The organism is Bradyrhizobium sp. Ken51 (assembly GCF_055807435.1).
Window position 1 is genome coordinate 1 of record NZ_JBVVPB010000082.1, and the last position, 5,263, is coordinate 5,263.

Below are 5,263 nucleotides of genomic sequence, written 5' to 3' on the forward strand. Positions count from 1 at the left end.
TACGGACCCATAACCGAGCGGCTGGGCTTTGCGTACGCACGGGTGATGTGACGACACCGTCGAACTGGTGACGCGGTCTTCGTCTCTCCGCAGTGCTCATGGCGCAGACCGTAAGCCCCCGGTGGAGCCGGTGAGGACGGCGGGGCGGTCACTCAGGCGGCCTGATTGACTGCTTATTTTGGTCTCGCCAATTCCAGGGCAGCAGTTCGTCGAGCCTTTGGACTGGATGTGCAGCGATGCGGGCCGGGACATCAGCGAGCCAGGCTTGTGGATCCAGGTCGTTCATTTTGGCGGTGACGATCAGGCTGTACATCATGCGGCGCGGTCGCCACCACGGTCGGAGCCGCAGAACGGCACGACTTCCGACCCAAGGCGATGCCACGCAGGGCTCGTTCGGCGGCGTTATTCGACAAGCAGATACGGCCGCCATCGAAGCGGGTGAACGCGCCCAGGGCTTGAGCATGTAGTCCATTGCCTTTGCGACATCGTTGCGCCGTGAGAGCTTGGCGCGTTGCTCGCGCATCCAGGTTTTTAGATCGGCGATCAGTGGCGCGCTGAGCTCCCGGCGGACGGCCCGGCGCCGTTCGGACGTCTCGCCGTTAACGCCTCGTTCGATCTCGAACAAGGCGTCGATCCGGCGGACTGCTTCCAACGCCAGCGGCGAGATTACTGCCGGCTTCTTGCCCTGAGCCTTGCGACGCCGCGTTCTCAGCCAAATCAGCCATCACAAAGAACGTCCGTCGGGCGTGGACCCAACAGGCGGCTTCCCGGATCGGAGCCGCGTTGCGGCCCGCACCCTAGAGCTTGTGATAGCCGCCGTAGGCGTCGGCCTGGAAGATTCCACTGCAGTTGACCAAGTCTGCCAGGGGACGCTCGCCGGCCCGGTCGAGCGAGTAATAGAACACCGCCCCGGCGGGGCCTGCCCGCGAAAAGGTTTGTCGTCGCGCACATAGACCCAAATTCGGCCGGTGTCGGTCTTGCCTTTGGCCAGGACCGGCACCGTATTGTCGTCCCCATGCAATCGCTCGGCGCTCAGCACATGGGCCTCGAGGCGCAGGAACAAGGCTTCAACGCGGCCGTACAACCGCCGACCTGGTCGGTGAGGGTCCACAGGCTGATCGGCACGCCTTCCCTGGCATAGCGTTCGGCCTGCCGGTGCAGCGGCTGGTGCTGCCCAAACTTCTCGATGAGCGCCATCGCAGCAGGCTTGGCCCCGCCCAGCCGCGGGCAATCACATGGAACGGCGCCGGGGCCTGGCTGATCTTCCGCAATCACGGCAAGTAAACTTCTCGCGGACGTGCTGGATCTCTACTGCCGCCAGCTGTGTTGTGGGTTGCGACAGTCGATCGCTTCCAGCAGATAGCCCATCTGAGCTGAGGTCAGCGACACCACGCCGTCCACCATCGCCGTCCAGATGAAGCAGCCACGGTCCAGCCGCTTGCCATAGAGTGGCAGCCAGACGGGTCGTGCCAAAGCGCCTTGATTAGCGTACCGGCACGACCACGGAACACAATGACGTCACCAGCAAAAGGATCTCGCCCAAGGCCCTCCTGCACCAGCAACGCCAGGCCCTGCATGCCTTTGCGCATGTCAGTCTGACCGGTAGCGATCCAGTGTCGCCCGTGCTGCGATCGGGATCATCGCCGCTCCAACAGATCCAAAACGCGCGACAATGCGGTCATATCGACGCCGGCATCCACGATAACGCGATAACCTTGCCGGAGACAATCTCTATGCGTCCGCTCGCCGACGTAGCTGTCGACTGCACTGGCTGCGGATCCGGCATCACCATCGCCGGCACGAGGCCGGGCCGACGCTCTTCATCACCATCCCCCCGGGCCCCAAACGATCGCCGCCAAGTCAGCAGCAGCGAGCGCGAGATGCCGTATCTGCGTGTTCCAGCCGATCGTGATCACGGATTCCAGACCATCGTGATCACACATTCCAGAGCATCGTGATCACCGTTTCCAGCGGATCGTGATCGCTATTTCCAGCGATTGCGATCGGGGTAACCAGGAGGCGCGCGCCGCTGACAGTCTGCAACCCGGGTAGCTTGGTCTTTTGCCTAACCGCAGAGGATCGAGATGCCGACCGAGAGACTGTCCATGCGCCACATTCGCGAAGTTCTACGCCTGCACTACAGCGTCGGCATGTCGCAACGCGCCGTTGCCCGCAGCCTGGGCTTGGCCCAGGGCACGGTCAGCAAGTACCTCAACCGAACCCGCCGGGCCGGCCTGACCTGGCCGTTGCCGCCGGAGCTGGATGACGACGTCCGGCTTGAGAACCGCCTATATCCGCCGCCATCCGATCGGCCCAGCGACGAGCGTCCACAGCCGGATTGGGCGCTGGTGCATCGCGAGCTGCGGCGCCCGAACGTCACGCTGATGCTGCTGTGGGAGGAGTATTGCGACGCAAACTCCGACTGCTTCAGCTATTCGTGGTTCTGCGAACGCTACAAGGAATGGGCCGGCCTCCTCAAGCCCACCCTGCGCCAGATCCATGTCGCCGGCGAGAAGCTGTTCGTCGACTATTCCGGCCACACCATGGAGGTGGTTGACGGGCTCACCGGTGAGGTGCGCAGCGCACAGATCTTCGTCGCCGTGCTCGGCGCCTCGAACTACACCTACGCCGAGGCCAGCCTCAGCCAAAGCCTGCCGGACTGGATCGCCTCACACGTCCGCGCATTTGCCTATTTCGGCGGCGCGGCCCGGCAGACGGTGAGCGACAATCTCAAGGCCGGCATCACCCGGGCCTGCTTTCACGAGCCGATGGTCAACCGGACCTATGCCGATCTCGCCCGCCATTACCGCACCGCCATCGTCCCGGCGCGGCCGTATCGTCCGCGCGACAAAGCCAAGGTCGAAGTCGGGGTCCAAATTGTCGGGCGATGGATTCTGGCGCGCTTGCGCAACCACCGATTCTTCTCGCTCGCCGCCCTCAACGAGGCGATCCACGCGCTCCTGGTCGAGCTGAACGACCGACCTCTCCGAAGCTGGGGACGAAGTCGGCGCGACCTGTTCGAAGAGCTCGATCGTCCGGCGCTCACTCCCTTGCCGGATGAGCCGTACCAGTATGCCGAGTGGAAGCGCTGCCGGGTCAACCTCGATTATCACATCGAGATCGCCAAGCATTACTACAGCGTCCCTCACAACCTCGTGCGTCAAGAGGTCGAGACCCGCGTCACCCAAAAGACCGTCGAGATTTTCCTGCGCGGCAAGAGGGTGGCGTCACATCTGCGCAGCACCTTGCAGCATCGCCCGACGACGATTGCCGAGCATATGCCGAGCTCGCATCGTCGTTATCGCGACTGGACCCATGAGCGTATTCGTTCCGAAGCTGCCAAGGTCGGTCCCGATGCCGAGACACTGATCGACGTCATCTTGCGGTCGCGGCCGCATCCGGAACAGGGCTTCCGCTCGGCCGTCGGCATTCTCGGCCTGGTCAAGCGCTACGGCCAGGAACGCGTCGACGCCGCCTGCGCTCGGGCGCTGCTGCTCAACGCCCGTTCGTACAAATCGGTCGCCGCCATCCTCAAAAACGGCACTGACAGAACCGCGCCGCCCGCCGAGGAGGCGCCCATCCTCTTCCACGCCAACATCCGTGGCCGCACTTACTACAATTGATCAGGAGAGATATCAGCATGCTCATTCATCCCACCGTCGATCGCTTGCGCGCCCTCGGCCTTGCCGGCATGGCCGACACCTTCGTCGAACTGCAGAACAATCCCGAGGCGGCCGAGATGCCGCACGCCGATTGGCTCGGCCTCCTCGTCGATCGCGAGGTCACTGCCCGCGACAACCGCCGCCTTACGCGCCGTTTGAGCAGCGCCAAGCTGCGTCAAGCGGCCGCCGTCGAGAACGTCGACTATCGCACCGCCCGTGGTCTCGACCGTTCGCTTTTCCAAACCCTCGCCACCTGCCAATGGATCCGTGAGGCCAACCACCTGGTCATCGTCGGTCCAACCGGCACCGGCAAGTCCTGGCTTGCCTGTGCGCTCGGCAACAAAGCCTGCCGCGACGGCTTCTCCGTGCTCTACAAGCGGGCACCCCGCCTGTTCGCAGATCTCGCGCAGGCGCGCGGCGAAGGCCGTCTGGCCCGCCTGATCGCGGCCCTCGAGCGCGTCAATCTCCTCATCCTCGACGACTGGGGACCTGAACCGCTTACCGCCGACCAGCGCCGGGATCTGCTCGAAATTGTCGATGATCGCTACGACAAGGGATCCTTATTGATCACAAGTCAGGTCCCCGTGTCGCAATGGCACGACGTCATTGCCGACCCCACACTTGGCGATGCGATATTGGACCGCATCATTCACAATGCCCACCGCATCGAACTCAAGGGCGACAGTCTGCGGCGCCAAGCCGGTGAAAAGAAAAAGCCGTGAGCACCTCGCGCACGATCGTTCCGCCGGCCCACAGGCCCCTCCCGCGCGCGTCGCTGCGTCGCTCGTGGGGGCACTCCGCGCCGCGCACGGGGCCCTCCCATGGACCGCCGGAACGATCTTCGAACCAACCCGCCAGCCTTGACGAGGAGGCCGTTTCCAGCACACATAAACTCGTCAGTCGTGTTCGTCTCCAGTGATCGCCATCATCTGGAATCCGTGATCACCATCGCCTGGAACGCCTGATCACCATCTCTGGAATGCGCAGCCGTATCGGCGGGCCGTCGATGAACGGCCCGTGGGCCTGCAAACTCTCCAGGACGATCTTGAGCTTCTCCATCGTGGGTCCATCGACGACGCCGGCCAGTCTCAACAACCTCTAGCCGTTCGACCTGAGCACTGCACTCATTGCTGTCCATAAGGGCTGTTACAAAGCACTGGTCTTAACCTAACAAGGCGGCCGTCACCGAGAGGGAGACGTAGGAACGGCTAGTCGTACTGAGTCAGAAGGTCGCGGGCTTCGAGTTCGAGAATCAATTATTTGGGAAGATTCAGAATTGGCGCGCGAGGTGCTGATATGGATCGTCAGGTTGAAGCAAGGGCCGAAGTACGATTTTCGGCGTATGTTGAGGGTCTTGGGAGCGAGCTCGGCCACGCTGACCGGATTGGTCCGTTGCGGGATTATTGTACCGGGCTAATTCTGCCGGGCGAGCGCAAAAGCGTGGAGCCGATGGCCGCGAAGACGGCCCCGGCGCGAACGGCGGCGCAACACCAGTCGTTGCTGCATTTTGTCGGTGTCGCGGCTTGGTCGGACGAGAAGGTGCTGGCCAAGGTCCGCCAGATGGTGCTGCCTTCGATGCAACGGCAGGGGCCGATCGAGGC

4 protein-coding genes and 2 pseudogenes are annotated in these 5,263 nt (G+C 63.3%); 3 read left to right on the forward strand and 3 right to left on the reverse strand.

The annotated features are described in order from the left end of the window. Positions 1–148: 148 nt before the first annotated feature. The 3 genes and pseudogenes from tnpC to AC0L27_RS40610 all read right to left on the reverse strand — a co-directional run. Positions 149–1,306 (reverse strand): annotated as a pseudogene (gene tnpC, locus AC0L27_RS40600) (IS66 family transposase); the annotation flags it as partial. Between the two features lie 2 nt (positions 1,307–1,308). After that, a complete protein-coding gene (locus tag AC0L27_RS40605; RefSeq protein WP_473323660.1) occupies positions 1,309–1,473 on the reverse strand; it encodes a transposase family protein in 165 nt (54 codons plus the stop codon). Between the two features lie 38 nt (positions 1,474–1,511). Further along, positions 1,512–1,589: pseudogene (locus tag AC0L27_RS40610) on the reverse strand (hypothetical protein); the annotation flags it as partial. A gap of 495 nt (positions 1,590–2,084) precedes the next feature. Here AC0L27_RS40610 and istA point away from each other — a divergent pair. From istA to AC0L27_RS40625, 3 genes are all read left to right on the forward strand, one after another. Continuing rightward, the gene (gene istA, locus AC0L27_RS40615; protein ID WP_473323654.1) at positions 2,085–3,623 is read left to right on the forward strand and encodes an IS21 family transposase; all 1,539 of its coding nucleotides are present in this window, start codon (positions 2,085–2,087) and stop codon (positions 3,621–3,623) included. Between the two features lie 17 nt (positions 3,624–3,640). After that, the gene (gene istB / locus AC0L27_RS40620) at positions 3,641–4,384 is read left to right on the forward strand and encodes an IS21-like element helper ATPase IstB (RefSeq protein ID WP_219685535.1); all 744 of its coding nucleotides are present in this window, start codon (positions 3,641–3,643) and stop codon (positions 4,382–4,384) included. A gap of 574 nt (positions 4,385–4,958) precedes the next feature. Next, positions 4,959–5,263: transposase (locus AC0L27_RS40625; RefSeq protein ID WP_473323657.1), on the forward strand; the 305-nt coding region annotated here is incomplete at its 3' end.